Source organism: Bradyrhizobium sp. C-145 (assembly GCF_023375135.1).
In the GTDB taxonomy this organism is placed as follows: domain Bacteria; phylum Pseudomonadota; class Alphaproteobacteria; order Rhizobiales; family Xanthobacteraceae; genus Bradyrhizobium; species Bradyrhizobium zhanjiangense.
Genome location: NZ_CP088150.1, coordinates 1,036,472 through 1,062,356, shown reverse-complemented (window position 1 = coordinate 1,062,356; position 25,885 = coordinate 1,036,472). Strand labels below are relative to the sequence as shown.

At 64.8% G+C, this 25,885-nt stretch carries 19 protein-coding genes; 13 read left to right on the top strand and 6 right to left on the bottom strand.

Translation table 11 applies throughout. From position 1 onward, the window contains the following. Positions 1-19: 19 nt before the first annotated feature. Both LRP30_RS04950 and LRP30_RS04945 read right to left on the bottom strand, forming a co-directional pair. The gene (locus LRP30_RS04950) at positions 20-1,153 is read right to left on the bottom strand and encodes a GNAT family N-acetyltransferase (RefSeq protein ID WP_249759536.1); all 1,134 of its coding nucleotides are present in this window, start codon (positions 1,151-1,153) and stop codon (positions 20-22) included. Positions 1,154-1,271: 118 nt separating this feature from the next. Continuing rightward, a complete protein-coding gene (locus LRP30_RS04945) occupies positions 1,272-2,624 on the bottom strand; it encodes an O-antigen ligase (RefSeq protein ID WP_249759535.1) in 1,353 nt (450 codons plus the stop codon). Between the two features lie 348 nt (positions 2,625-2,972). Here LRP30_RS04945 and LRP30_RS04940 point away from each other — a divergent pair, with 348 nt between their 5' ends. Next, complete coding sequence (locus tag LRP30_RS04940) at positions 2,973-3,959, top strand: glycosyltransferase (RefSeq protein WP_249759534.1); 987 nt, start codon at positions 2,973-2,975, stop codon at positions 3,957-3,959. Positions 3,960-3,974: 15 nt separating this feature from the next. Here the strand turns inward: LRP30_RS04940 and LRP30_RS04935 are convergent, their stop codons facing one another. Then, entirely contained in the window at positions 3,975-5,003 is a 1,029-nt protein-coding gene (locus LRP30_RS04935) for a glycosyltransferase (RefSeq protein WP_249759533.1), read from the bottom strand. A gap of 396 nt (positions 5,004-5,399) precedes the next feature. Here LRP30_RS04935 and LRP30_RS04930 point away from each other — a divergent pair, with 396 nt between their 5' ends. The 5 genes from LRP30_RS04930 to LRP30_RS04910 all read left to right on the top strand — a co-directional run bounded on the left by LRP30_RS04930 (position 5,400) and on the right by LRP30_RS04910 (position 11,239). Beyond that, positions 5,400-6,200 carry a class I SAM-dependent methyltransferase gene (locus LRP30_RS04930; protein ID WP_249759532.1) on the top strand — a complete coding sequence of 267 codons (801 nt, stop codon included), beginning with the start codon at positions 5,400-5,402 and terminating at the stop codon, positions 6,198-6,200. Positions 6,201-6,479: 279 nt separating this feature from the next. Continuing rightward, positions 6,480-8,861, top strand: a complete 2,382-nt coding sequence (locus LRP30_RS04925; protein ID WP_249759531.1) for a Wzz/FepE/Etk N-terminal domain-containing protein — start codon at positions 6,480-6,482, stop codon at positions 8,859-8,861. Beyond that, positions 8,854-9,657: a WecB/TagA/CpsF family glycosyltransferase gene (locus LRP30_RS04920; protein ID WP_128939866.1), complete on the top strand. Its 804-nt coding sequence runs from the start codon at positions 8,854-8,856 to the stop codon at positions 9,655-9,657. Before LRP30_RS04925 ends, LRP30_RS04920 begins: the two co-directional genes overlap by 8 nt. A gap of 19 nt (positions 9,658-9,676) precedes the next feature. Beyond that, positions 9,677-10,669, top strand: coding sequence for a UDP-glucose 4-epimerase GalE (gene galE, locus LRP30_RS04915; protein ID WP_128931348.1), 993 nt, complete (start codon positions 9,677-9,679; stop codon positions 10,667-10,669). 228 nt (positions 10,670-10,897) lie between these two features. Beyond that, positions 10,898-11,239 carry a hypothetical protein gene (locus tag LRP30_RS04910; protein WP_128939868.1) on the top strand — a complete coding sequence of 114 codons (342 nt, stop codon included), beginning with the start codon at positions 10,898-10,900 and terminating at the stop codon, positions 11,237-11,239. On the opposite strand, the gene LRP30_RS04905 is transcribed toward LRP30_RS04910, so the two are convergent. Further along, the gene (locus tag LRP30_RS04905; protein WP_249759530.1) at positions 11,213-15,328 is read right to left on the bottom strand and encodes a GAF domain-containing protein; all 4,116 of its coding nucleotides are present in this window, start codon (positions 15,326-15,328) and stop codon (positions 11,213-11,215) included. The two genes, LRP30_RS04910 and LRP30_RS04905, sit on opposite strands and share 27 nt — an antisense overlap. Positions 15,329-15,624: 296 nt before the next feature. On the opposite strand from LRP30_RS04905, the gene LRP30_RS04900 reads away from it, so the two are divergent. From LRP30_RS04900 to LRP30_RS04890, 3 genes are read left to right on the top strand one after another with little or no spacing between them, the layout of a single operon-like run. After that, complete coding sequence (locus LRP30_RS04900; RefSeq protein WP_249759529.1) at positions 15,625-16,677, top strand: Ldh family oxidoreductase; 1,053 nt, start codon at positions 15,625-15,627, stop codon at positions 16,675-16,677. 21 nt (positions 16,678-16,698) lie between these two features. Continuing rightward, positions 16,699-18,066, top strand: coding sequence for an LLM class flavin-dependent oxidoreductase (locus LRP30_RS04895; protein WP_249759528.1), 1,368 nt, complete (start codon positions 16,699-16,701; stop codon positions 18,064-18,066). Between the two features lie 15 nt (positions 18,067-18,081). Continuing rightward, entirely contained in the window at positions 18,082-18,867 is a 786-nt protein-coding gene (locus LRP30_RS04890) for a fumarylacetoacetate hydrolase family protein (protein WP_249759527.1), read from the top strand. Between the two features lies 1 nt (position 18,868). Here LRP30_RS04890 and LRP30_RS04885 read toward each other — a convergent pair whose 3' ends face one another. Next, entirely contained in the window at positions 18,869-19,789 is a 921-nt protein-coding gene (locus LRP30_RS04885; protein WP_128931342.1) for a LysR substrate-binding domain-containing protein, read from the bottom strand. Positions 19,790-19,851: 62 nt separating this feature from the next. On the opposite strand from LRP30_RS04885, the gene LRP30_RS04880 reads away from it, so the two are divergent. The 3 genes from LRP30_RS04880 to LRP30_RS04870 all read left to right on the top strand — a co-directional run bounded on the left by LRP30_RS04880 (position 19,852) and on the right by LRP30_RS04870 (position 21,817). Continuing rightward, entirely contained in the window at positions 19,852-20,322 is a 471-nt protein-coding gene (locus LRP30_RS04880) for a hypothetical protein (RefSeq protein WP_249759526.1), read from the top strand. A gap of 71 nt (positions 20,323-20,393) precedes the next feature. Next, on the top strand, positions 20,394-20,987 hold the full coding sequence (locus LRP30_RS04875; RefSeq protein ID WP_249759525.1) for a hypothetical protein: 594 nt from the start codon (positions 20,394-20,396) through the stop codon (positions 20,985-20,987). Continuing rightward, positions 20,984-21,817, top strand: coding sequence for an MFS transporter (locus LRP30_RS04870; protein WP_249759524.1), 834 nt, complete (start codon positions 20,984-20,986; stop codon positions 21,815-21,817). The genes LRP30_RS04875 and LRP30_RS04870 overlap by 4 nt, the downstream gene beginning before the upstream one ends. A 25-nt stretch (positions 21,818-21,842) precedes the next feature. Here the strand turns inward: LRP30_RS04870 and LRP30_RS04865 are convergent, their stop codons facing one another. Beyond that, positions 21,843-22,298, bottom strand: a complete 456-nt coding sequence (locus LRP30_RS04865; RefSeq protein WP_091887029.1) for an Lrp/AsnC family transcriptional regulator — start codon at positions 22,296-22,298, stop codon at positions 21,843-21,845. 154 nt (positions 22,299-22,452) lie between these two features. Here LRP30_RS04865 and LRP30_RS04860 point away from each other — a divergent pair, with 154 nt between their 5' ends. Further along, complete coding sequence (locus tag LRP30_RS04860) at positions 22,453-25,884, top strand: indolepyruvate ferredoxin oxidoreductase family protein (RefSeq protein WP_249759523.1); 3,432 nt, start codon at positions 22,453-22,455, stop codon at positions 25,882-25,884. The last annotated feature ends 1 nt before the right edge of the window (position 25,885 follow it).

Genomic DNA, 25,885 nt, shown 5'->3' with positions numbered 1-25,885 from the left:
CTCGTTCGAGAATGCCGCTTCAGCGTGTCCCCTTGCCCATCGCCCGTGCCGCAAAGGCGGCGAGCCTGGGGTGGCGGCGCAGGCCCTGCGCGGCATGGTCACGCCATGCATACGGCAAGCCGCGCCAGGACAGCGCGACGCTGACATCGGTCAGCGGGACCTTCTGAGCGCCGAAGCGGCGCTTGTAGTCCTGGTTGCCGATGCTGAGATCGAAACGGCGCACGCCCCGTGCATGCAGCGCCGCCATGGTGCGCTCGGTGACGAGCAGCCCCGGCGAGCAGCTCGACCATGATTCGCCGGCGTGACTGATGCGCAGCAGGTAGTAAGTCGCGCCTTGCCTGACGCCGAGCGAGGTGGCGATGACGCCCTCGTCGCAGACCAGCGCCGAGACGACGGCATAGCCTTCCGCGACGCCTTGGCGGGCGACCTCGCGATAGAATCGCGCATGGGTCTCGTCGTTGAGGACAAATGGCGAGCCGAGCTTTCGCATGCGCGCCTGCTGCTGCACATCCATCACGTCCAGCAGTTCATACGCGCGGGCGACGTCCGTGGCGATTTCGAACCGCGCGCCGGCATGACGGCTGAAGACGCGCCAGCAGCGCGGCAGCTGCATGCGCTTGATCGAGGCCTGGTAATCTTCATAGTTCTCGCCCATCAGCACGAGATTGCCGTTGAGCGAGGAGGATCCGATCCGGCCGAGCGACACCAGCGGGTTCGGCTTGCCGCCGATTTGGGCCGGCATCTTCCTCAGGCGCAGCAGATCGAAGCCGTCGGGCACGGCGCGCAACGCCTCGATCAACGCCTTGCCGATGGCATCGGTCGCATCCGCGTCAAGCGACAGGATCGGCGCGTTGTTGTCGGAGACGCCGAGATCGGCAAATTCGACCACGCGGATGCCGCGCCTGAGATGGCTGATCATCGGCACAAGTGCGATGTCCTTGCCGGTCGCGGCATCGGAAATCACGGCGATCAGCGGTGCGAGGTCGTGAAACGCCTCATACCAGGCGCCGAGCCAGTAGACATGCTGGAACGCGGTGCGATGGCCTGCGCTCAGGCGCAGAGCAGCCCGCCACCAGTCACGCATGAAATCGACCACGATTCCCGACGTGCTGGACACCCGACCTGCTGATTGCTCGACGCTGAGGAACGTCATCCGCGGGACATACGGTTACTGAGTCTTTCCAGATAGATTATGTTTCGTCGCAACCACAAGTAACCTCGCTGCTTATCGTTAAGCGATGCCACCCGAGCCGCTCCGCTGCGACAAGGCGTCAGTGCTCAGGTCCCACCTGCCCGACGCACTGGAACCTGGCCAGGAAGTGCAGGCCGGCCGCCGCGAGGACGAACATGAACCAGATCGGGCTCTGTCGTTCGAGCAGGAAGGTCTCGGTGACTCCGTAATACAGACCGAACAGCCATACGGTGAGGAACAGCTTTGCCAGCGCGCTACTACGGTTGTGCGCCTGGGCCGACTGAAAATTGCCGAGCGGCGCGAGCACGAAGACGAGGATCACGAGCAGCAGCCCCGGCAGGCCGATGGTGACCGCGAGATCGAGATAGCTGTTGTGGCTGTGTGCCGCAGTCGTCGCCCATTCGGCGCCTTGGGCGGTCTGCCGCTCGGTCACGTCGTCCCAGAAGGCCGCATAGCCGTGGCCGATGATGGGCTTCTCGGCGACGGCTGCGAGCGCAAATTCCCAGATCGCGGAGCGGCCGGTGAAGGTCGGATCGAGCGGAAGCAGCCGCGTCATGGCGCCAAGCGCCGGACTCAAGACGCTGCCGACCGTCAGCAGGTTCATCACGATCAGCGGCACGAAGCAGATGATCCGCTTCAGCCACAGGCTGCGCGTGACGCAGATCAGCGACGCCAGCGCATAGATCGCGAGGCACAGCACCGAGGATGTCTTGCCGCCGGTGAAGATCAGGAAGATGCCCGCCAGCGCGGCGATCGCCGGTCCCATCACGAACGAGCCGACCGCGCAAAGGTAGATGCCGACATAGACCAGGATGGTCATCACGGGCGAGGCGACGTTCTTGTGACCAAAGCTGCCGCGCCAGTCGCCGGCAAGCTGCGGCTCGGTGATGTCGAGCGCGGTGTGGATCGAATATTGCGGCGCGAGGAAGACGCCGAGATAGCACAGTGCGAGCAGCGCGAGCGCGGCACCGCCGAGGCACAGGTTGAAGCTGCGCTGCGTCGGCGGCAATAGCGGCAGGAGCACGGCGAGCGACGTCACGCTCGCCGCGAGCACGAAGCGCTGGAGCGAAACGCCGCGGCTCTCGGAGAAGGCGATGTTGATCAGCAGCCAACCAATGAGACAAAGATGCAGCGGGGTCACAAGGGTCTTCAGCGAGAGACCGTCGGTGACAGCGGCGAGCAGCACCGCGACAGCAGCCAAGAGGCCGAAGGAGACGTAGGTCAGCGCCATTCGTCCGCCAACGGCAGTGGCGGCATCGGGGCTGCGCAGGTCCGGGAAGGGATCGAGCGTGACCAGCACCAGAAGCAGCGCCGCCACGGCCACGAGGCAGCGCGCCGCCTGCACGGCGTTCAGCCCCGCGAGCCCATCGCGCAGGACGTGGCCGAACGATCGGCGCTCGACGTCAGTCATGTCAGCGGCGCTGCGATCCAAGCTGCGATTCATGGCTCAAGGCAGGTGACGAAGCCGGAGGAAGGTCAAAGCGACATTCAAGGGAAGCTCGAGACCTTAACCAATCCCCGTTAACCGCCCGTCAACCAGCATGCAGGCGATGGCAGGCATCTTCTGCAACGGGGCAGCCCTGTCGCACTCCTTGCGAATTGCCACAAGCTCAATGCCGGCGGCTTAACGCTAATCCACGAAACCGGCACCACCCAGGCCTTCCGCGCAATGATTTGACCGTAATGCGGGTATCATCCGCATTGGCCGAGGTTGCGATCGTTGGCGTTGCCAGCTCGGCGGATGCGCCTGGTTAACGGATCATTAAAGACGAGCCGCAGCTTGATCACCGCCGACGACGTTCTCGAATTGCCGGCTGCCTCACGCGTCATGCCGGCGGCGCGCCCGCCGCTGCCGGTGCACCCGGGCGCGTCGGTCTCCGTCGTGATTCCCGCCAAAAATGCCGCGGCCTATGTCCGTGAAACCATCGCGAGCGCGCTCGCGCAAGGCGATGTCACCGAAGTGATTGTCGTGGACGACGGCTCGATCGACGGCACCATGGCGATCGTCCGCGCCATGCGTGATCCACGGCTGCGTCTGATACACAACGACTCCGCCGGCGTGTCGGCGGCGCGCAATCTCGGCGCGCGGCAGGCGATCGGGGATTGGCTGCTCTTCCTCGATGCCGATGACCGCTTGCGTCCCGATGCAGTGGCGGCGCTGCTGGCGGCAGCGCGCGGCGCTCCGCGCGCAGTTCTCGTCTATGGCGACTACAACACGATCGATAGCGAGGGACGTCAAATCGGCCGGCGCGATCTGCTGAAGGCACGCCGCAAGCCGTCCGGCGATGTGCTGACGCGGCTCGCGGCCGGCAACTTCATCGTCAATGGCGGCATCGTGCTCACCCGTGCGGAGGCCTTCCGCGCCATCGGCGGCTTCGACGTCTCCCTCAGATATTGCGAGGATTGGCATTGCTGGTGCCGCCTTGCCGCGATCGGCGAGTTCGAGTTCGCACCAAAGCTCCTGCTCGACTATCGCCTGCACACGGCCAACACGATGAACGCGGCGGTGCGGACGCCGCAGGACTTCTTTCCGGCGGTCGCGCGCGTCTTCGACGACGGGCTGATCCTGGCGCGACTGCCCGAAGGCGCGGCCGGCGCGCTGCGGCGGGCCGCCGAGATTCATCTCGTCACCTATTCGGCGATGCAGGCGGTGCGCTTCGGCAGATATCGCGAAGCCTTCGCCTATCTTGGGATGGTCGGCCAGCGGTCGCTCAAATCGCTGCCGCGCTCCGCGCTCCGGGTCGCCCTCGCCCGTTTCGGCATCTAACCCGCGACCAGGGCGTCAGGACACGATCTTCGAGGCTTCATAGGGCTTCGGCTCGATGCCGAAAGCCGCGAGCACGGAGCCGAGCGCGACCATCACGGGATGCATCGCGACAACGGTCTTCGACGACGTCAGCAGACTGGCCGCGCGCACCAGCGACAACGGCAACCGTCCAACCATCTGCGCAAACACCAGCATCCGCGCCGCCGCGCTCCGCGCAGCCTTGGACTGCACACGATAATTGATCGCGCCGATGCGCAGGCCTCGTTTTGCGATCCAACCGAGACTTGTGCGGCTCTGCGGCACGGTCTCGGTGATGACTGCCTCCGCGGTCCAGTGGAATGTCATGCCGGCATCGCGACACCGCACGAAGAAATCGCAGTCGCCGCCGCCGAGGAAATTGAAGCGCAGATCGAAGGCCGGTCGATCGAACCGCTCGAACACCGCGCGCGTGATCAGACAATTGCCGCAGCCATAGATCAGCGGCACCGCGCCGCTGTAATCATAGGCAGGACAGAAGGCGGGATGACGCGACAGCCAGGGCTGGCTGTCGTCGTCGAAGACCGGCACCACCGGCCCGCCGACCACGTCGGCGCCGGTCGCCTCCGCGGTACGAACCATCAGCTCGAGCCAATCGGGCGAGGCGATCTCGTCGTCGTCGATCATCAAGAAGCGGGTCGCGGCGGGAAACAGCGCCTGCGCCGTCTCGAACGCGGCGTTGATCGCCTGGCAATTACCCTGCCGCTTCTCGACGAGGCAGACGCCCTGGAGCCTGCCGCCGGCGAGATACTCCGCGGCGACCGGCGCGCTCTCGCGCCGCGCAGCATCGTTCTCGACCATGACGACGGCAAAGGAGCGGGGGGTACGCTGGCTCACCAGCGAGTCCAGCGTCAGCCGCAGATGTTGCGGGCGGCGGAAGCAGGGAATGCAGACGACGATGCCGACCGACAGGTCGATGACGCGGGAGCTCGCCACGATCTCCCGGTTGGGATCGCGCACGACGTCCGGGATGCGCGTGGCGGACAGGTCTGTCGGGATCAATGTCATGACGTCCTAGATGTCCGAGATATATTGAAAAAGCCCTGCTTCGATCGCGCGGATCGCCCCCGTCCCGCGACGGCACATCGCCGCGGCACAGATGCGTCCCAAAATGAACGACGGCCGCAGGACGCATGCCGGCGGCCTCCAACCATCTCGGCACAACACCATGCACTTAACCGCCTTCGCGTGTTTCTGCTGCGAAACGTCGCACGCGTGATAGTGCAATTCGCGGTCCACTGCGCCGACAACGCCGCAACATGAACAATGCCGTAGTTAACGCGTATGTGCATTAACCCGACCGTAAGCACTGCGACCAGTCAGGTGGCGCGGCATCAGTTTTGCTCTTCGGGCGAGCGAGTTTTTTCCTGTAAATTTGAATAGAACAAGCGCAGTCAGAAAATCATGGACAAGCCAGCCACGATCGATTTCGCGACAGCCACGGCAATCACTGTCTCCGCGGCCACTCCACCCACCCAGGCGCTGCACGATCTGATCCCTGGCGAAGCCCGCGACAGCCTGCTCGCTGTTCATGACATGCTACGCCGCGAACTGCCGCAGGGCCGGCTCGCCATCTATGAAGCTGGCGGCGGCTCGTGCAGCGTTCTGCCGCCGGAATTACCGAGCCGCAGCCACGTCACCGTCGTCGACATCGACGAAGATCAGGTCCGCAACAATACCTACGCGGACGAGGCGATCCTCGGTGACGTCCAGACCTACCGTTTCGGGCGGGAGAGCTTCGATCTCGTGATCTGCTACAACGTGATCGAACACCTTCCCGACGTCGAATCCGCACTGTTGAATTTCCGCGACGCGCTCAGGCGCGGCGGAATGATCCTGATCGGCGCGCCCAATCCGCGCTCGCTGTCGGGCGTGATTACCAAATATTCGCCGCACTGGTTTCACGTCTGGTTCTACCGGAACATCCGCGGCATCAAGGATGCCGGCCTGCCCGGCGAGCCGCCGTTCCCGACATTCTTCCATCCGCTGGTGACACTGCCGAGGCTCGAAGCATTCGCTTCCGCCAACGGTCTCGAGATGATCTATCGTCGCGAAGTCGAGAGCCCGCGCTATCCCGAGATGCGCCGGCGCAAGCCGCTGTTTGCGGCCCTGGTCGACGCCGGCGCCGCGGTGCTGAACGCGGTGCTGCCGCGCGGCACCGACGTCCGTCGCGGCGACTATCACGTCATCCTGCGGAAGAGCTAACTGTCATGCGCGCGCAGCGGATCGCACAACAGGCGAAGCTTCGCGGCCACGCTGCGCGCGGTAACGAACCGTTAATCTCTGCGGGACCTCAGCGTCGCGGCGACGCGCCGAGGAGCGGCATGCGCTTAAACGCTTTGTTTGCCATTTCGGTGAATAGTCCCTCAATGAGTATGGTTAATTTTCCCTGTTGCGTTGATTGGGCGCCCATATCCCGGGTGCGTGGCGTAAAGCGAAGAGTAACCCCTCAGCCCGCGGCAGTTGGAATGAAAGCTGGGGATCATGCTTGACTATAACCAGCCGATTGATCGGGCCAGACCGGAGGCCCCGCAACGGAAGCCTGAGGCCGGCTTCAGCGTGCTGGAGCTCGCCAATCTGCTCTGGCGGCGAAAGGTCGCGATTGCCGCGGCCGCCCTGCTCGGCGCGACGCTTGCGGTCACCATCGGCAAGAGCCTGACGCCGCGCTACACCGCCACCGCCCAGCTCTATGTCGACCCGCGCGAGCTTCAACTCGTCGATCGCGAGCTCACGCCGCGCGCGCAGGACGTCTCCGGCATGTCCATGGTGGTGGAGAGCCAGGCGCGCCTGATCACCTCCAATAGCGTGCTGCTTCAGGTCATCGAGCAGGCCGGTCTCGACAAGGATCCGGAATTCGGCGGCGGCGAGGGCGCGAGCCTGATGTCGTCGCTGCTCGGCCTGATCGGCCTTCAGCCCCGCGCGCCCTCGGCCGCAGAGAGGAAGGAAGTGCAGCTCGCAGCGCTCGACGCGCTGAACAAGCACATCACGATCCGCAAGACCGAGAAGAGCTTCATCGTCGACATCGAGGTCTGGTCGACGGATCCCGCGAAAGCGGCGATGCTCGCCAACACGCTGACCAATGCCTACCTCGCGGAGTCCCGCAACTCACAGGCCTCGGCCGCACGGCGCGCCACCAGTGATCTCTCCGGCCGGCTGAAGGAGCTGCGCGAGCGGCTGCGCAACGCCGAGACTGCGCTTGCCACCTACAAGGCCCAGAACAATTTCGTCGGCACCCAGGACACGCTGATCAGCGACCAGCAGCTCTCCGCCAGCAACCAGCGGCTGGCCGCGGCCCGCGCGGCGACGATGGATGCGCAGGCGCGGCTCGACCAGATCGAGGCGAGCCGGCGCACGGCCGCGGATGCGGGCGCGATCCCCGAGGCGCTGCAATCGCCGACGATTGCGAACCTGCGCGCGCAATATGCCGACGCCCGCAAGAAATATGCGGAGCAGGCCGGCGAGCTCGGCCCGCGCCACCCGGCGCTGCGCCAGACCGAGAAGCAGGTCGAGGATCTCAAGCGCACCATCAACGAGGAAATCGACCGCTTCGCCCAGTCCGCCAAGAACGATTTGACGCGTGCCCGCGACTTCGAAGCTTCGCTCAACCGGGCGCTGGAAGCGCAGAAGCGGCAGAGCGTCCAGCTCAGCCAGGCCGCAGTCCGCCTGCGCGAGCTCGAGCGCGAGGCCGACGCCAGCCGCGACGTCTATCAATCATTCCTCAAGCGTTCGCGCGAGACCGAGGAGCAGGAGAGCCTGAACACGTCCGCAGCCCGCGTCATCGGCGAAGCGACGGTGCCGCAGCGACGCTCGTTCCCGCCGGCGATGAGCCTGTTTGCCATGATTGGCTTCATCTTCGGCGCGGTCGCAGCGTCAAGCTGGTTCGCTGCGGCCGAGCTCCTGTTCGCCGGTGCGACCGCGCCAGCGCCGACGCCTGCTCGTCCACAGCGCACGCCTGCGCCGGATGCAACGCGAGCTCCGCAGCGCGCGCGGGCTGCAGAGGCCTCGGAGGCCTCGCCGCCCCAGCAGGTCTCGCGAGCTCCGGAAGTTGCGCAAGCTCCGCCGGAACTTGCCGCACCTCCGTTACAGCCTTCGATGGACGAGAAGCCCCTGATCGAAAAGCCGCTGATCGCACGCCTCCAGGAGGCCGACGTCATTCACACGCTCGGCGCCATTCTCGCCACGGGCGGCGGCGTCGATCTCACCCGGCTGGGCTGGCCGACCCTGCGTCCCGGCTTCCCCCTGACCACGCTGCTCAATGCCTGGCGCGACATGCGCACTGCTGTGGCCCGGCGCGCCGATGGCAAGGCGATGCCGGTCATCGCGCTCGTCGGCACCGGCGAGACCACCGATCGCAGCGTGACCGCGCTGAATTTCGCGCTGGCGGCCGCGCGCGACGGCGCCCGCGTGCTGATGATCGATGCCGATCATCAGGCATGCTCGCTCTCGAACAAGCTCAACCGGCGCGGCAAGAGCGAACCGAGCCGGCTCGGCTGGCTCTCGATCGGCAGCAAGGACGCCCGCGAGATCAAGACGGTCAACGGCATCTCGGTGCTGCCGGCCGCTGGGGGCGATGCCGGCAAGGCGACTGATGCCATTCGCAAAGCGATTGCACAGGCGCGAGCCGCGGGCGGATATAATCTCGTGATTCTCGACGGCCCCGCGGTGCCGCTCTCGGCCGGCGGCCGCAAGCTGCTGGACGACACGGACGCGCTGGTGGCGGTGCTGCCGACCAGCCTCGACATCAACGACAGCCTGGAAGAGATCTTGACCGCGCTCGGCCGCGCCGAGCGCAAGCTCGTCGGCGTCGTTCTCGACGAGCTCACTCCCGCAGCCCAAACGCGCCAGCGAGGCAGACAATATGCTTGAGCGCCGCGTCAACCTCGATGGACGGGCGGCAACTGCCGAGGTGCCGCGGATCACCGTCGGCGGCCTTCGCATGGCCGCGATCGACCTGGAAGAAACCGCCGATTTCATGATCGAGGCGACCGATCCTGACAATCGCATCGGCCGTCCGCTGTTCCTGACCTCGGCCAATGGCGAGGTGCTGGCGCGCTGCTCGACGGAACCGCAGACCGAACGCCTGTTCCGCGCCGCCGACCTGATCAACGCCGACGGCCAGCCGCTGGTCGCGGCTTCGAAGCTGCAATCCTGGTTTCCGCTGCCGGAGCGCGTTGCGACCACGGACCTGTTCCACGTCGTCGCGCGCAAGGCGGAAGCGGTTGGCCGCACCTTCTACATGTTCGGCGCCAGCGAGGCGGAAAACATCGCTGCGGTCGAGAACGTTCAGAAGATGTATCCGAACCTCAAGATCGTCGGGCGCAGCCACGGTTATCTGCGCGGCGAGGCGCTGCGCGCGAAGGTCGAGGAAATCAACGCGCTTGCGCCGGATTATCTGTGGATCGCGCTCGGCGTGCCCAACGAGCAGGCATTCGTGGAGGAATTCACCCCGCATCTCACCAATGTTGGCGTTATCAAGACATCCGGCGGTCTGTTCAACTTTTTGTCGGGCAGCCGTTCCCGCGCGCCGCAATGGATGCAGAAGATCGGACTCGAATGGGCCTGGCGCACCTGGCTCGAACCGCGCCGCCTGCTCTGGCGCTATTTGACCACCAACCCCCGCGCGCTCTATCTTCTCTTCAGCCGCCACCGATCCCTCCGCTAAGAGAAGAGCAGAAGACGACATGACCGACCGACCGACCGTCCTCGTCACCGGGGGCGCAGGCTATATTGGCTCGCATGCGTGCCGCGCACTGACCGCCGCCGGCTATCAGCCCGTCGTTTATGACAATCTCTCGACAGGTCATCGCAGTTTCGTTACCGGCCCACTGGTGACGGGCGATCTGCTCGACGGCACGGCGCTGGCGCGCGCCTTCGCCGATTACAACATTACGGCGGTGATGCATTTTGCGGCGGCGAGCCTGGTCGGGGAGTCGATGACCGACCCGCAGAAATATTACATCAACAACGTGCAGGGCACGCTGTCGCTGTTGCAGGCCATGCGCAACGCGAACTGCCGTCGCATCGTGTTCTCCTCGACCGGCGCCGTCTACGGCAACGCCGATTCCAAGGAACTGCCGGAAGACTTTCCCTGCGCGCCGATCAACCCCTACGGCGCCTCGAAGTGGATGATCGAGCGCATGCTCGCCGATTACCGCACGGCCTATGGCTTCGGCGCATTCTGCCTGCGCTATTTCAACGCCAGCGGCGCCGACCCGGCCGGCGGTATCGGCGAATTGCGCGACAACGAAACCCATCTCATTCCGCGCGCGATGATGGCACTTCAGGGCCATGTCGAGTTCGCCGTATTCGGCGATGACTACGACACGCCCGACGGCACCGCGATCCGCGATTACATCCACGTCACCGACCTCGCCGCGGCGCATGTCGCGGCACTGAAGCTTCTGGAGCAGGGGCATGCCGGCAGCAGCTTCAATCTCGGCACCGGCTCCGGCTTCTCCGTGCGCGAGATCCTCAACGCCATCAGGCAGGAGACCGGACGCGAGGTGCCGCACACCATCAAGCCGCGCCGCGCCGGCGATCCCACCTATCTGGTCGCGGATCCCTCTGCTGCGAAGAAGGTGCTCAACTTCGTGCCCTGTCACTCCGACCTGCCGACGATCATCCGCACCGCCTGGGCCTGGCACCAGAAGGCGCATCCGTTCAGATCGCGTTAGGCAATCGCGGCACCCGCAGCTTGCCTGCCGTGCCTCGAAACGGCTAGAATGGATATTCGCTGCCGCCGTTGGCGCATCGCTGACGGCCGCACGTTTTCGCATTGCCGACGATGATGTCGGCTTGCATGGCTCGGCCCATTTGCGCGAGCTGATTTTTCCGAACGAAGGCCACGATCAAATCCGCCTGCCGGCCTATCATCGGGCGTGGATCGAGGGAGTATCGACCGCATGCATCAGGCTGCACGCCTGGAGTTCGAGCGCGTGATGGAAGAGTTCGCCCGCTGGCAGGTCGTGCCCGAGGGCGAGCGTTCCCCCGCGCCGGCTTGGTGGTGGGGGCCTGCGATGGCGGTGCTCGACGACAACGAGCCGATGGGTTGCGCGTGGTGCGCCGAGCTCGGCTTGAACGAGGGGTCGAGCTTCGCCGAGGGCGCGCGCAGTATTCTCGCCCTGTTCGTCGAGCAGACGTCGCTGACTGGACCGCAGCAGTTTCCGAACAAGGCCGAGGGCGGAGAACACGCCGTCCGCGAGCTGCACCCGCAGCCGTCAGACGACAGCGCGTTTCAGCCGTAACGCTGCGGCCTCCTCGGCGGCCGGATCCCGCTCGGGCTGGAGCGGTGGCGCCACGGGCAGAACCATCGGCCGCAGCAGTTCGGCCATCTGTCGCGGCGGCAGCGGCTCGGCGATCAGATAGCCCTGCATCTCGTCGCAGCCATGGGTGCGCAGGAACGCCTCCTGCTCGGCATTCTCGACGCCTTCGGCGACGACGGTCATGCCGAGCGCCTTGCCCATGCTGATGATCGCCTGCGCGATCGCCTGATCTTCCGAGTCCTGCGGCAGGTCGCGCACGAAGGAGCGGTCGATCTTGATGGTGTCGATCGGGAAGTGCTTCATCAGCGACATCGACGAATAGCCGGTACCGAAATCGTCGATGGCAAGGCGAATCCCGCGGCTCTGGATGGCGTCGAGCACCTTGAGCGCACGCCCGACATTGCGCATCATCATGCTCTCGGTGACCTCCAGCTGGAGCAGCACCGGCGACATGCCGCTGGCGGCGAGCGCCTCGTCGACGTCCTGCAACAGATGCTCGTCGGCGAACTGGCGCGGCGACAGGTTGACCGCCATCGACAGCGGCAGCAGGCCGCGGCGCTGCCAGGCCATGGCTTGCGCGCAGGCCTCATTCAGCACCCAGCGGCCGATCGGCACGATCAACCCGGTCTCCTCCGCAAGCGGAATGAATTGCGCCGGCGAGACATTGCCGAGATCGGGATGCGTCCAGCGCAGCAGCGCTTCCACGCCGGTAATCTGGCCGGTCTCCATATCCACCTTGGGCTGGTAGTTCAGCGAAAACTGCTCGCGCTCCAGCGCCCGGCGCAGCGCGCTCTCCAGCGACAGACGTTCGATCGACTGCGTCTTCACTTCCTTGGAGAAGAAGCGATAGCCGTTCTTGCCGTCTTCCTTGGCGAGATACATCGCCATGTCGGCATTCTTTGTCAGCGTCTGCGCGTCGGAGCCGTTGGCCGGATACATCGCGATGCCGATCGAGGCCGTGGTGTGGCACTCGTGGCCGGCCAGCTCCGTGGGCTCGGCAAGCGCGGCGAGTAGTCCGCTGGCGATGCGCTGGACGTCGTCGATCTCGCCGCACTGGTCGAGGATCACCACGAACTCATCGCCGCCGAGCCGCGCCACCACGTCGCTTGCCCGCAGCGCGCCGCGCAAGCGATTCGCCACTTCGAGCAGGAGCAGGTCGCCAGCCTCGTGACCCAGCGAATCGTTGATGACCTTGAAGCGGTCGAGATCGATGAACAGCACCGCAAAACGGTGATCGTGGCGCTGCGCCACCTCGATCGCCTCGCGCAGCAATCCGTTGAACGTCTCGCGGTTCGGCAGGTCCGTCAGGCTGTCATGCGAGGCGAGGTATTCGATCCGCTCATCCGCCTTGTTCTTCTCGTCGGCGCGATCGAAATTCTCCATCGCGAAAGCGACATTGTCGGCGAGGCGCTGCAACAGCTCGACGAACTCGGCCGTGAACGTGTCCTTTTCGGTCGACATGTAGATCATGACGCCGACAGCCAGGTCGTGAACGACGAGCGGGATCGCTGCGCCCGAGCGCGCACCGTCGCCACGCACGATGGCGTGGAAGGCGCTCACGCGCTGGTCGTTGAGATAGTCGTTGCTGATGCAGGGCTGCCGGGTTCGGAACGCTGTGCCGGCCATGCCCCGGCCTTCGGGGCGCTCGGGATCGACCGAGAGGCGGACATTGCGCGTGGTGTCGGACGACGGTCCGGCGCTGGCGACGATCTTGAGCTGGTCGCTGTCGGCGCTGGCGAGCGCAATCGTCGTCGAGGTGAACTTCGCGCCATTCGATGCGGCAAGGCACACGAGATCGAATAATTCGGCGCGCGATTTCGCCCGCATGATCGCCTCGTTGGTCGCGCTCAGCGCCGCGAACATGCGGGTCAGACGCTCCTTCTGCGCCTCGGTGCGGGCCTTTTCCTCGACGCGATCGAAGTTGTCGAGCGCGAAGGAGACGTTTTCGGCAAGGCGAGCCAGCAGCTCGACCAGATCGGGCGTGAATGTATCCTCCTCAGGAGCAAGGAACAGCAGAATGCCGATCGGCTCCTGACCGGCGCGCAGAAGCGGGAAGCTGGCAGCGGCGCGGGTCCCGTCCTCGACTGCCCTGGAGTGCCAATGTGCCGAGCGCGGGTCGTTCATATAGTCGTTGATGACACTGGGCCGGCACGTCCGCAGCGAGGTTCCGATGATCCCCTGGCCCTCGGGATGATCTGGGGAAATCGCGCAGGTGCGCCCGACCATTCGCTCCTGAAGCCGCCCCTTCACGGCGACGACTCGGATCAGCTCACGTGTCTCGTCGATGATTCCAATCGTCGCCGAGGCGAACATACCGCCCAGCACGGCCGCCTGACATGCGACCTCGAACAGCTCCTCGCGGGTCTCGGCGCGCACGATGGCTTCGTTGGTAGCGCTCAACGCCGCGAACATGCCGCTCAGCCGGTCTCGCTGCTTGTCGGCCTTCGCCTTCTCCTCGGCGCGATCGAGATTTGCGATCGCAAATGACACATTGCGGGCGAGCCGTTCCAGCAGTTCGACCAATTCCGGCGTGAACGTGCCGATCTCGAGGGAATTGAACAGGAACACACCCTCGGCGCGTTCGCCATTGAGCAATGGCAGCGCCGCGGAGGACTTGACGCCGGTGCGGCGGGCACTGTCGTGCCAGGGCTTGAGGCGCTCGTCGGCGAACAGGTCGTTGGTGAGGCACGGCTGCCCGGTGCGGAAGCACGTGCCGGTCAGGCCTCTTCCCTCCGGCACATTGTCGGTCGTCGCGAATTTGAGCCTGCGTACTTCATCGGAGTTCGGCCCTGCAGAGGCGACGACCCGCAGCAGCTCGGAGGCAGGCTCGGCGAGCGCGATCGTCGCCGAGCCGAACTTGCCGCCCTGTACCGAAGCTTCGCATACGAGATCGAATAGCTCGGCGCGCGATGTGGCCCGGATGATCGCTTCATTGGTGGCGCTCAGCGCGGCGTACATGCGCGCGAGCCGTTCCTCTTCGCGCGCGATCTTCGCCTTCTCCTCGTCACGATCGAAGTTCTCGAGCGCAAAGCACACGTTCTCGGTCATGCGCAGCAACAGCGCGACGATACCCTCGTCCTTCGCCCAGGACTTGCTGACGAAGAAGAACATCACGCCGACGCTGGTTCCGCGCTTGATCAGTGGCGCGGCGACGCAGGCGACCGCGCCGGCATTGACGTTGGCTCGCTCCCAGGTCGTTCCCTTGGTGCGACCGACGAGGTCGTCTTCGACCATCGCCTTCTGCGTCCGGAAGACCTGGCCGGAGATGCCCCGACCGTGAGGATTGTCGGGATCGACCGAGTAGCGCGCCTGCCTGATCAGGTCGAGATTTTGTCCGGTTGCGGCCACCGGCATCAGCCAGTGCGAGTTCTCCTCGCGCAGCAGCACGAAAGTCGCCAGCGATTTGCCGCCATGAACTGCTGCGTCGCAGACCCGCTGATACAAGTCCAATTCGGTGCTGGCTTTGAGGATTGCTTCGTTCGTCGCGCTCAGCGCCCCAAACATGCGATTGAGCCGCCGCATCGCCGCCTCGCTGTCCCGGCGCGCTCCTTCTCGCTCGAAATTCTCGATCGCATAGGAGATATTGGCCGACATGCGCTCGAACAGCGACACCATCTGCTCGTTCAGCGAGCCGGCTTCGCGGCGGGTCACGTAGAGCACGCCGACGCTGTTGCCATTGCAGAGTAGCGGCAGCGCCGCGGCCGCGCCGATATGGGCCTTGGCCGCTCCCTCGCGCCACGCCAGCGAACGCGGGTCGTTCAGATAGTCGTTGCTGATGCACAGCTTCTGATCGCGAAACGCCTCACCGCCGACGCCGGATCCTTCGGGCGTGCCTGCTTGCGTCGTGATCATGATCGAGCGCAGCCGCGCAACGTCGTCGCCGCAACCGGCCGCAAAATGCAGCCGCCCGCAATCCGGTCCCACCAGGAATACGGCGACGGCCAAGAAGTCCCCACTCGAAAACCCGGCGTCGCAGACCTTCTGGTACAGCTCGTCCGGCGATTTCGCGTAGAGGATCGCTTCGTTGATGGCGCTCAACGCCGCAAAGGTGCGCGCGAGTGTCGTCGGCACGATCTCAGCTCCCGGGCATTTCTGCCCATTTCTCCCGGGTGACTTTATGAATGCCGATCGCCTAAGTGGTCGTTATTGCGCGCTGCAAACCGTCGATCAAAGTGAATGAGCTGCGAACGACTGGCGCCAAACTATCAAAAATACCGCCGCACGGGATGAAGTTTCGACCAAAGGCGCGCTCTCTTTACGAATTTGCAGCCCTGTATTGGTTTACGGGAGATTGATATCGCAGCGGCGCTTTGAGACGATGGCACCCAACGAGCAGCCTGTTAAGGGCACCAAGCCGAGGGAACGCCATGCCGATCGTCAGGGCCGATCGCCTCACGCGCATCAGCGCCGCGCTGCTCCGTGCCGCCGGAGCGTCCGAGGAAGAGGCCGACGCAGTCGCCACCGGCTGCGTCAACGCCAATCTCGCCGGCCATGACTCGCACGGCGTGATCGCCGTTCCCACCTATGTCGACCGCATCAAGGCCGGACACATCGTGCCCGGCGCCAAATGGACCATCGTCCAGGAATCGCCGACCACGACCGTGATCGACGGCCATTGGGGATTCGGCTTCCACGTCAACGCAAAGGCGATGGCACTGACCATCGCGAAGGCGAGGACGGCGAACGTCGCCGCTTGCACCGTGTTCCGGCAAAGCCATGTCGGCCGCCTCGCCGCCTATCCGTTGATGGCGATGCGCGAAGGCATGATCGGGATTGCGACCGCGGATTCCGGGCGCTCGCCGAAGCACGTCGCCCCGTTCGGCGGCAAGGAAGCGCGGCTCGGCACCAACCCGATCTCGATCGCGGTGCCGTCCGACCTCGATGCGCCGTTCTATCTGGACATGGCGACCTCGGCGGTGGCGGCCGGCAAGGTCCAGCTCGCCGTCGCCCGCGGCGAAGAAATTCCGACGGGATGGATCATCGATGCCGAGGGGCGGCACACCACCGATCCGACCCAATACCGCAAGGGCGGCGCGCTGCTGCCGCTCGGCGGCACCGAAGGCTACAAGGGCAGCGGCCTTGCCGCCATGGTCGAGGTGCTATGCGGCCTACTCACCGGTCTCGGCTTCGGCGTCGAGCCGACCGGGCGACACAATGACGGATGCTTCATGGCGGTGTTCAACGTCGCGGCCTTCCGTCCGCTGCAGGAGTTCAAGCGTGAAGTCGCCGAGTTTGCGCGCTACCTCAAATCGACGCCGCCGTCCGAAGGCAGCAAGGGCGTGTTCTATCCCGGCGAGATCGAGGGCCTGCGCGAGCAGCAACGCCTGCGCGACGGCATCGAGATCGAGGATGCCACCTGGGAGAAGCTGCGCGCGCTGGCGCGCGAGTACAGGCTCGACACCGTCCTCGATCTGGCCTGACGGCATCAGGAGAACAGCAGCATGACGCGGCAGATGGTACTGGTCGGCTTCCTTCAGGCGCAGAACTGCACGAACTTGCCGAGTTCCTGGCGGCATCCGGACTCGCGCAACGATTCCATGTCGGCGGATTATTATCAGGAGATCGCCAGGATCCTCGAAGCGGGCAAGTTCCACATGGCGTTCTTCGACGACCGCCTGGCGATGCCGGACCGCTACGGCAACGATCACGCCCACACCGTCGAATACGGCATCCGCTGCGTGAAGATGGACCCGCTGATCGTGCTGACCACGATGGGCATGGTCACCGAGAAGCTCGGCCTTGGCGCAACCTGCTCGACCACTTATTACGAACCGTTCGACGTCGCGCGCCGCTTTGCAACGCTCGACCTGATGTCCGGTGGGCGCGCGGGCTGGAACGTTGTCACCTCGCTCAACGACGGCGAGGCGCTCAACATGGGGCGCGACTCCCACCCGGAACATGACTCCCGCTACGACCGCGCCGACGAGTTCATGGAGGTCGTGCTCGGCCATTGGGACACCTGGGAAGACGGCGCGCTCATCATGGACAAGCAAAGCGGTCGCTTTGCCGATCCAGCCAAGGTCAAGCGGCTCGATCACAAGGGGCCGGCCTTCAAGTCGCGCGGACCGTTCACCGTGCCGCGCTCGGACCAGGGCCATCCCGTGATCATCCAGGCCGGCGCGTCGGGCCGCGGCCAGCGCTTTGCGGGGCGATGGGGCGAAGTGATCTTCACCGCCGCGCGCAACCTCGCCGCCGCCAAGGACGGCTATGCTTCCGTGCGCAACGAAGCCGCCAAGGCTGGCCGCGATCCCGACCAGATGTTCCTCTGCAACTTGACGACGCCGGTCTGCGCGGCGACCAGGGCGGAGGCCGAAGACAAGATGGCGCTGATCAACAAACTTCCGCTCGAGATCGATGCGCTGTCACTGCTGGCCGAAGCGCTCAACTATGACTTCGCCTCCAAGGATCTCGACGAGCCGCTGACGACGGACGAGCTGAAGAGCATGCAGGGCATCTTGGGCATTCGCGACGGCGTGCTGAAGAATTCGGGCAAGAGCCACCCGAGCGCGCGTGACTTCGTCACCTTCTCCGGCCGCGGCCAGGTCCAGGACGCAATGGTCGGTGGGCCCAAGGAGATCGCGGACAAGCTGGAGGAGATGTTCGTCGAGCACGGCTGCGACGGTTTTGTCATCGCCGCGACTTACGTGCCCGGCTCCTACGCGGACTTCGTGCAACACGTCGTGCCGGAATTGCAGCGGCGCGGGCTATTCCAGAAGGAGTACCGCGGCAAGACGTTGCGGGACAATCTCGGACTGAAGCGGCCGGCCGCCGGCGCCTGGAAGACGCGGCCCCACGATGCCGCGGAATAATGACGAGGACCGGACATGCGCTGGCTGAAATTCACCGCCTCGAACAAGACATCCTGGGGGATCGTCGAGGGTGACCAGGTGATCGCCGTCGACGGCGATCCCTTCAGTGAATGGCAGCGGACCTCGCGCACGCATTCGCTGGCACAGGTCAAGATCGAGCTGCCACTGATCCCGCGCACCTTCTATTGCGTCGGCCTGAACTATCTGAAGCACCTGAAGGAGGCCGCCGACAAACGCGGTGAGGTACCGGCGGTGCCCGACCGGCCCGAAATCGGCTATCGCGCGCAGAACGCGCTGATCGCGCACGATGAGGAGGTCGTGATCCCGTCCTTTGCGACGGACAAGATCCACTATGAAGGCGAGCTCGTCGTCGTCATCGGCAAGAAGGTGAAACATCTCACCGAAGCGAACGCGATGGATTGCGTGTTCGGCTACACCATCGGCAACGACGTCAGCGAGCGCAGCTGGCAGAAAGCGGATCGCAGCCTGTGGCGTTCCAAGAACGCCGACACGTTCAAGCCGATGGGCCCGTGGATCGAGACCGAGGCCGATCTCGAAAAGATGGAGACCATCGTCCGGGTCAACGGCAAGGAGACCAATCGCTTCCATACCAACGACATGATCTTCGGCGTGGTGCCGTTCCTGGTCGAGCTGACCAGATATTTCACGCTCTGGCCCGGTGATGTGATCTGGATGGGCACCGACGGTGCCTCGCCTGACATCAAGCACGGCGATGTCGTCGAGATCGAGATCACCGGCATCGGCACGTTGCGGAACGGGTTCGTGCGGGAGGGGCAATAGCTCAGCGCGCGGCCCGGGATCGGCCCTTCACATGATCGATGAAGGCTCGAAGCTTCGGCATGATTTGTCGATGGCTGGGATAGTAGAGAAACACCCCCGGCGTCATCGGCGCGAATTTCTCCAGCACGGCAACGAGTTTTCCCGTTCTGACGGCGTCGGTCGCCAGCGGCCCTGGCACTTGCGCAAGGCCGACGCCTTCGACGGCGGCACCTAACATCGTCGGGAAGTCGTTGGCGATGAAGGGTCCCGCAACGGCAATCTCGATCGAACGACCGCCGTCGTTGAGCGACCAAGGTGCGAGCGCACCGTTTGATCGCCGCAATCTCAGGCATGCGTGCTCGCGCAGATCGTCCGGCCGCCGGGGCCGGCCGCGACGTTCGAGGTAGGCCGGGCTGCCGACGATCAGGAAAGGCAACGGCTTCGTCAGGCGGACCGCAATCATGTCCGGGGAGATGAACTGCCCCATCCTGATGCCGGCATCGAAACCTCCAGCGGCGAGGTCGACCAGCTCTTCGCTTGCAGCAAGCTCCACCTCGATCTCCGGAAAGGCCTGACAGAACGAGGCGACCAGGGGCTCCAGCAGAATCGGCACGACCGAGCGCGGCACCGTGAGACGCAAGAGCCCGGCCGGTCGCTGTCCGAGGTCGCGCGCGGCCCCGCTTGCCGCGACGAGCTCCTCGAAGGCAGGCCGTGCGCGCGCAAAGAACCGTTCGCCGGCCTCGGTCAGACTGACGCTGCGAGTCGTGCGCAGGAACAGCACGGCGCCGACGCGTGCTTCGAGTGCGCGCACCGCCTGGCTGATCGCCGACGGCGTTACACCGAGCTCAGCAGCCGCCCGGCGGAAACTGCGGTGCTGGGCGACGCTCAGGAACGCCTCCACACCGTCGAGCGCGCCCTGCCGGACTGTGAAGTTCTGCTTCATGGCCTATCAATATTATCGCGAATAGTCGCTCTCGCAAAGACGGCCTTACATCAGGATCGCAAATGCGCCGCGCCGCTGGTGCGCCTGACATTTGCGACATCGCGGCAATGGCCGTGATCAGAGAGATGAAACCGATGAAGGCAATCCGCAACATCGTCCTGGCGCTCACCCTCACAATGACAGGTGTTACCTCCATGGCAGAGCCATCCCTTGCCCAAGCACAAACCACGTCACCGACAACCGGCGTGATGGTCATTCTGACTGTCAGGCCCGGCATCACACGCGAACAGGTCATGGCGGTGATGCCCGATGAAATCAGGCAAACCACCCAGCTCTATCTCAACGGGATGGTTCGCGAATGGTATTCGCGGTCCGATGGGCGCGGTGCCGTCTTCCTGCTGAACGTCAAGGATGTCGCCGAAGGGCACGCCATCATGGAAGGCCTGCCGCTGGCGAAGCAGAACCTCATCGACCACGAGTACATCGCGGTCGGTCCGCTCATGCCGCTCCGTCTGCTCATGGCCAAACCCTGAGCGTCGCCACGTCGAGCCGGATTGATAGGCATCCCGGCTCGACAGCATGGTCAACCATAGGGAATCCGAACGTGCCGAACTTCAATCTTCCATTCGTTCTCAGCGTCGCCGGCGCTTTCCTGACCAGCTCGGTGGTCGCTGCCATCTATGTTTGGCCGGCGATCCGCGTGATGCCGCGCTATGACGCCCTGAGACTCATCGCAGCTTTCCATGCGTTCAGGTTCTTGGGAATGAACTTCATGGTGACCGGGTTCGTCTCTGCGGAGTTGAGTTCGCGCTTTGCCGCCGAGGTGGGATGGGGTGATCTTATCGCTGCTGTCCTCGCGCTTCTGTCGATGGCGGCTCTCTCGTGGCGATGGTCGATCGCCATCCCGGTGGTCTGGATCTTCAACGTCTGGGGGACGCTTGACCTCCTGAACGCGTACTACATGGGCGCGACAAAGGTCCCGGATCCCGGCCTGTTCGGCGCCGGCATTTATATCCCCACACTCTACGTACCACTGCTGCTCGTCGGCCACGCCCTTGCCTTCATGATTCTGCTCAGGGCCGGAACAGAGAAAAAAGTCCGTGACCTCGGACAGGATCGCGATCGGTCGGATGCCGGCCGCGATGCTGCCCTTGCACACGCCCGCAACCACGGCGTTCCAAATGGAGTGAGCACATGAGCACCGATGCTGTTTCCGCCACCATGACTGCCCAGCGTCCCCTCTGGCTCAGCTTGACCTGGACCGTGCCGTTCGCCCTGCTGTGGACCTGGTTGATCATCGCGCTACCCGCACTTCCGGAGAGCGGTTTTCCTGCGCTTGGCGTTCGGTTGATGACCCATGGACTCATTGCGCTCGGCTTGTGGCTCTGCCTCGAAAACACGGAATTGGCGCCGGCTCAGCGCCGGGCAACCTGGTTGGCCTTGATGGTCCCCTTCACGCTCTGGGCAGCCGTCACCTGGACCGCAGCCATCAACGGCGCATTCGGCGCCGGTGCTTCGCCCTTGCCGCTGCTTCCAGCGGCGATCCTGCTGCCCGTAATCGTCGGTGCGCCGGTGTTGCTGTCGTCGAAGCGGATCGGACAATTGCTCGATGCAATGCCGACGACCTGGATCATAGCCCTTCAACTCTACCGCATCTTCGGCAGCCAATGGCTGGCTTACTGGCTGCGCGGGCTGCTGCCGGGATTGTGGGCGCTACCGGCAGGAACCGGCGATGTGCTGACTGGCCTGCTTGCCGTGCCGGCGGCCATGGCTTTGGCAACCGGGACAGCTGACGGGCGGAAGGCAGGCATCTTCTGGAACGTCTTCGGCCTGGCGGACTTGGCTGTCGCGATCACCTTGGGGATGATCATGTCGCCGGGCCCGCTCCAGCTGATCATTCCGGACGGCCCGAGCATGGCGCTGGATCGTTTTCCGAACGTGCTGACCCCTGCCTTCGTCGTGCCATGCTCGATCCTGTTGCATCTCCTCTCGTTGCGCCAACTGCGCCGACGGTCGGAGACGGTGTGAGCCACGGATCCCTGGCGACATTGCTTCAAAACGGCAGCGCCACGCCGGTCTTGATCTCCTTCAGCACCACGTTGCTGCGGACGTAGCGGATGCCGGGAATGCGGAACATGAACTCGTCCAAGAATCTGTTGTAGGCGGCCATGTCCTGCACGACGACGCGCAAGTGATAATCGGCATCGCCCGTGGTCGCAAAGCACTCCAGCACCTCGCGGCGCTTGGTGACCCGAGACACAAACTCGTCGACGAACTTCGCGTCATGCCGCTCCAGCGAGACGTGGAGGATGGCGGACATCGCGAAGCCCGCCCGCTCGCGATCGATCAGCGCGGCGTAGCCACGGATGACGCGGCTTTCCTCCAGCGCGCGCACCCGCCGCCAGCAGGCCGAGGTGGACATGCCGACCTCATCGGCAAGTTGCTGGTTGGTGGCGCGGCCGTCCTTCTGGAGGTGCGCAAGAATCCGCGTGTCCTGCTCTTCGATCATGAAATCCCGCCAAACTGGATAATTTCACCGAATAATAGGTCAAATCGGACATATCTACCAGAACTACCCGTCTATCGGGAAAGATAGGTAAGACCTACCAGCCGGCCGGGCCTAACCTCTGCTGATCCGGCAGGGAATGCCGCGGGAGGTCCGCATGGACGCCATTCCGACCCTCGACACCTACGAACTCTCCGACCGCTACGACCGTGAGGAAGGCCGTGTCTTCCTGACCGGCACACAGGCGATCGTCCGTGTCGCACTCGACCAGGTCAGGCGCGATCGCGCGCGCGGCCTCAACACCGCCGGCTTCATTTCCGGCTATCGCGGCTCGCCGCTCGGCGGCATCGATCTCGAGCTCTGGCGCATCCCGGAACGGCTCAAGCGTGACCGCATCGAATTCCTCCCCGCCGTGAACGAAGACCTCGCGGCGACCGCCGTGCTCGGCTCGCAGCAGGTCGAGACGCAAGCCGACCGCGAGGTCGATGGCGTGTTCGGGCTCTGGTACGGCAAGGGCCCTGGCGTCGACCGCTCCGGCGATGCGCTCAAGCACGGCAACGCCTATGGCTCCTCGCCGCATGGCGGCGTGCTGGTGGTTGCAGGCGACGACCATGGCTGCGTTTCGTCCTCGATGCCGCACCAGTCCGACGTCGCCTTCATGAGCTGGTTCATGCCGACCCTGCATCCCGCAAGCGTCAGCGAATATCTCGCATTCGGCGAATATGGCTACGCGCTGAGCCGCTTCTCCGGCATGTGGGTCGGCTTCAAGGCGATTTCGGAGATCGTGGAGTCGGGCGCCTCCGTGGCGCTAAGCCCGCCCCGCGACTTCCGCGCGCCCGACTTCACCCCGCCACCGGGCGGCCTGCACTATCGCTGGCCCGACCTGCCGGGACCGCAGATCGAGGAGCGGCTGGAAGCGAAGAAGCACGCCGTCTACGCCTTTGCGAAGGCCAATCCGATCGACAGGCACATCTACGACATTCCGAACGCGACCTACGGCATCGTCACCACGGGCAAGGCGCATCTCGACCTGATGGAAGCGCTGCGGCTGTTGGGCCTCGATGAAGCGGCCTGCCGCAGCATCGGCATCGACGTCTACAAGGTCGGCATGGTCTGGCCGCTGGCGCTGCATGACGCGATGGAATTCGTGAAGGGCAAGCGCGAGATCCTCGTGGTCGAGGAGAAGCGCGGCATCATCGAGAGCCAGTTCAAGGAATATTTCTACGACTATCCGGGCACGAAGCCCGAGCGCATGGTCGGCAAGCACGACGAGCAAGGAGCGCGGCTGATCTCCTGGATCGGCGAATTGTCGCCGCGCGCGCTGACTGCCGTGCTGGCGCGGCGGCTCGACCCGATGTTTCCGGGCCTCAATCTCGCCGCGCGGGCGGCTGCGTTGATGCCGGAGGCGGCACGCACGATCAACGTCCCAGGCGCAACGCGCACACCCTATTTCTGCTCGGGATGTCCGCACAATACGTCGACCAAGGTGCCGGAGGGCTCCAAGGCACTCGCCGGCATCGGCTGCCATTTCATGGCGAGCTGGATGGACCGCGAGACCTCCTCGTTGATCCAGATGGGCGGCGAGGGCGTGAACTGGGCGGCTTCATCGAAATTCACCGGTCACAAGCACGTGTTTCAGAATCTCGGTGAAGGCACCTATTATCACTCGGGCTCAATGGCGATCCGGCAGGCGATCGCCGCCAAGGCCAACATCACCTACAAGATCCTGTTCAACGACGCCGTCGCAATGACCGGCGGCCAGCCGGTCGACGGGCCCATCAGCGTGCATGCCATCGCTCACAGCGTCCGCGCCGAAGGTGTTGAGCGCATCGCGCTGGTATCGGACCATCCCGCGCAATTTTCTCCGCCCGATCTGCCAACCGGCGTCACAATCCATCCACGCGAGGAGATGGACGCCGTGCAGCGCGAACTGCGCGGCGTGCCCGGCGTCTCCGTGCTGATCTACCAGCAGACCTGCGCCACGGAGAAGCGGCGGCGGCGCAAGCGCGGCCAGATGGACGACCCGAAGCGCTTTGCCTACATCAATGATCTCGTCTGCGAAGGCTGCGGCGATTGCTCGGTCGAATCCAACTGTCTCAGCGTCGAGCCGAAGGAAACGCCGTTCGGCCGCAAGCGCCAGATCAATCTGTCGGCCTGCAACAAGGACTTTTCCTGCCTCAACGGCTTCTGTCCCAGCTTTGTTACCGTCGAGGGCGCGACGCGCCGGAAGAAGACCGCGAGCCAGATCGACGCGATCGGCCGCGCCGCGACGCTTCCCCTGCCCGCCTTCGCGACGCTCGACCGGCCCTACGACCTGCTGGTGACCGGCGTCGGCGGCACCGGCGTGATCACGGTCGGTGCGCTGATCGGTATGGCCGCGCATCTCGAGCGAAGCGGCGTCTCGGTGCTGGATTTTACCGGCTTTGCGCAAAAATTCGGGCCCGTGCTGAGCTACATCCGGCTTGCCGCTTCCCCCGAGGCGCTGCATCAGGTGCGCATCGACCAGGGCGCGGCCGACGCGTTGATCGGCTGCGACCTCGTCGTGAGCTCCTCGCCGAAGGCCTCCGGCACCTACCGCCGCGGCACGCGCGCCGCGATCAATACCGCGGAGATGCCAACCGGCGACGTCGTCCGCTTCCGCGATGCCGACCTCGCCTCGCCTGCCCGCCTGCGCGCGATCAGCCGCGTGATCGGCGACGGCAATCTCGGCACGCTCAACGCGAATGCGCTGGCCGAACGGCTGCTCGGCGATGCCGTCTATGCCAACATCATCATGCTGGGCTTTGCCTGGCAGCACGGACTGGTGCCGGTCTCGCTGCAAGCGCTGCTGCGCGCGATCGAGCTCAACGGCGTCGCCATCGAGCGCAACAAGCAGGCTTTCGCCTGGGGCCGCATCGCCGCTGCCGATCCGGAATTTCTGCCGAAGACGGACGATATGCCAACGGTCGAGACACTCGACCAGCTCATTGAACGCCGCGCCGATTTCCTCACCGCCTATCAGGATGAGGCCTATGCAGCGCGCTATCGGGCGATCGTCGCGAAGGTCCGCCGCGCCGAGGCTGTCCTGAGCAGCGAGGCCCTGACCGATGCGGTGGCCCGCGCCCTGTTCAAGCTGATGGCCTACAAGGACGAATACGAGGTGGCGCGGCTGCACATGCAGAGCGGCTTCATCGACGAATTGAAGCGCGAGTTCGAGGACGGCTTCAGCATCCACTATCACCTTGCCCCGCCATTCCTGCCATCAAGGCGCGACGCACGTGGACGTCCGCGCAAGCGCGCCTTCGGGCAGTGGATCCAGATGCCGCTCGCCATGCTGGCGCGATTGAAGGGGCTGCGCGGAACACCGTTCGATCCATTCGGCTACACCGCCGAACGGCGCGCCGAGCGCGAGTTGATCGCCTGGTACGAGGACCTGATCGACCGAATGCTCGGCGGGCTCGACGCGGCACGCCTGGCAGATCTCATCGTCGTGGCCAAGGCCCCCATGAACATCCGCGGCTATGGGCCCGTGAAAGAGGCTGCGATCGCCTCGGTCAAGTCAGAGGTCGAATCCCTGCTGGCCCAGCCGATAACGGCGCGAGCGGCCTGAC

What these genes read in the sequence shown, in the direction of transcription:
- LRP30_RS04950 (WP_249759536.1), bottom strand. Translation starts at nt 1,153, where the DNA reads ATGACGTTCCTCAGCGTCGAGCAATCAGCAGGTCGGGTGTCCAGCACG.
- LRP30_RS04935 (WP_249759533.1), bottom strand. Translation starts at nt 5,003, where the DNA reads ATGACATTGATCCCGACAGACCTGTCCGCCACGCGCATCCCGGACGTC.
- LRP30_RS04930 (WP_249759532.1), top strand. Translation starts at nt 5,400, where the DNA reads ATGGACAAGCCAGCCACGATCGATTTCGCGACAGCCACGGCAATCACT.
- LRP30_RS04925 (WP_249759531.1), top strand. Translation starts at nt 6,480, where the DNA reads ATGCTTGACTATAACCAGCCGATTGATCGGGCCAGACCGGAGGCCCCG.
- LRP30_RS04920 (WP_128939866.1), top strand. Translation starts at nt 8,854, where the DNA reads ATGCTTGAGCGCCGCGTCAACCTCGATGGACGGGCGGCAACTGCCGAG.
- galE (WP_128931348.1), top strand. Translation starts at nt 9,677, where the DNA reads ATGACCGACCGACCGACCGTCCTCGTCACCGGGGGCGCAGGCTATATT.
- LRP30_RS04910 (WP_128939868.1), top strand. Translation starts at nt 10,898, where the DNA reads ATGCATCAGGCTGCACGCCTGGAGTTCGAGCGCGTGATGGAAGAGTTC.
- LRP30_RS04900 (WP_249759529.1), top strand. Translation starts at nt 15,625, where the DNA reads ATGCCGATCGTCAGGGCCGATCGCCTCACGCGCATCAGCGCCGCGCTG.
- LRP30_RS04895 (WP_249759528.1), top strand. Translation starts at nt 16,699, where the DNA reads ATGACGCGGCAGATGGTACTGGTCGGCTTCCTTCAGGCGCAGAACTGC.
- LRP30_RS04890 (WP_249759527.1), top strand. Translation starts at nt 18,082, where the DNA reads ATGCGCTGGCTGAAATTCACCGCCTCGAACAAGACATCCTGGGGGATC.
- LRP30_RS04885 (WP_128931342.1), bottom strand. Translation starts at nt 19,789, where the DNA reads ATGAAGCAGAACTTCACAGTCCGGCAGGGCGCGCTCGACGGTGTGGAG.
- LRP30_RS04880 (WP_249759526.1), top strand. Translation starts at nt 19,852, where the DNA reads ATGCGCCGCGCCGCTGGTGCGCCTGACATTTGCGACATCGCGGCAATG.
- LRP30_RS04870 (WP_249759524.1), top strand. Translation starts at nt 20,984, where the DNA reads ATGAGCACCGATGCTGTTTCCGCCACCATGACTGCCCAGCGTCCCCTC.
- LRP30_RS04865 (WP_091887029.1), bottom strand. Translation starts at nt 22,298, where the DNA reads ATGATCGAAGAGCAGGACACGCGGATTCTTGCGCACCTCCAGAAGGAC.
- LRP30_RS04860 (WP_249759523.1), top strand. Translation starts at nt 22,453, where the DNA reads ATGGACGCCATTCCGACCCTCGACACCTACGAACTCTCCGACCGCTAC.